Source organism: Shewanella sp. MBTL60-112-B2 (assembly GCF_019655055.1).
Lineage (GTDB): Bacteria > Pseudomonadota > Gammaproteobacteria > Enterobacterales > Shewanellaceae > Shewanella.
This window is the reverse complement of record NZ_BPFA01000119.1, coordinates 1-255: the sequence shown is the minus strand read 5'-3', so window position 1 is coordinate 255 and position 255 is coordinate 1. Positions and strand designations below refer to the sequence as shown.

At 54.9% G+C, this 255-nt stretch carries 1 protein-coding gene; it reads left to right on the top strand.

Annotated elements, in window-relative coordinates:
- Nucleotides 1-255 (top strand): Ig-like domain-containing protein (locus K5Q73_RS21515; protein WP_220765850.1); only part of this gene is annotated, 255 nt, incomplete at both ends.

Sequence of the window (255 nt, the reverse complement as noted above, 5' to 3'; positions counted from 1 at the left end):
AGTACGATGCGCCTGCCGACTATGACAGCGGCGATGCCGTGGGTAACTTCACCTACAGCGTCAATGACGGCACTGTCACTGAAAACGGCAGTGTGGCGATCACGGTCAACCCAATGAACGATGCGCCGCTCGTCGACAGCAATAGCATCAATGTCAATGAAGAGACACAAAATACGTCTTTAGGCCTCAGCGCACCAACCGATGCTGATGGCGATAACCTCACCATTACGGTCACCGGCCTACCGACTCTGGGCA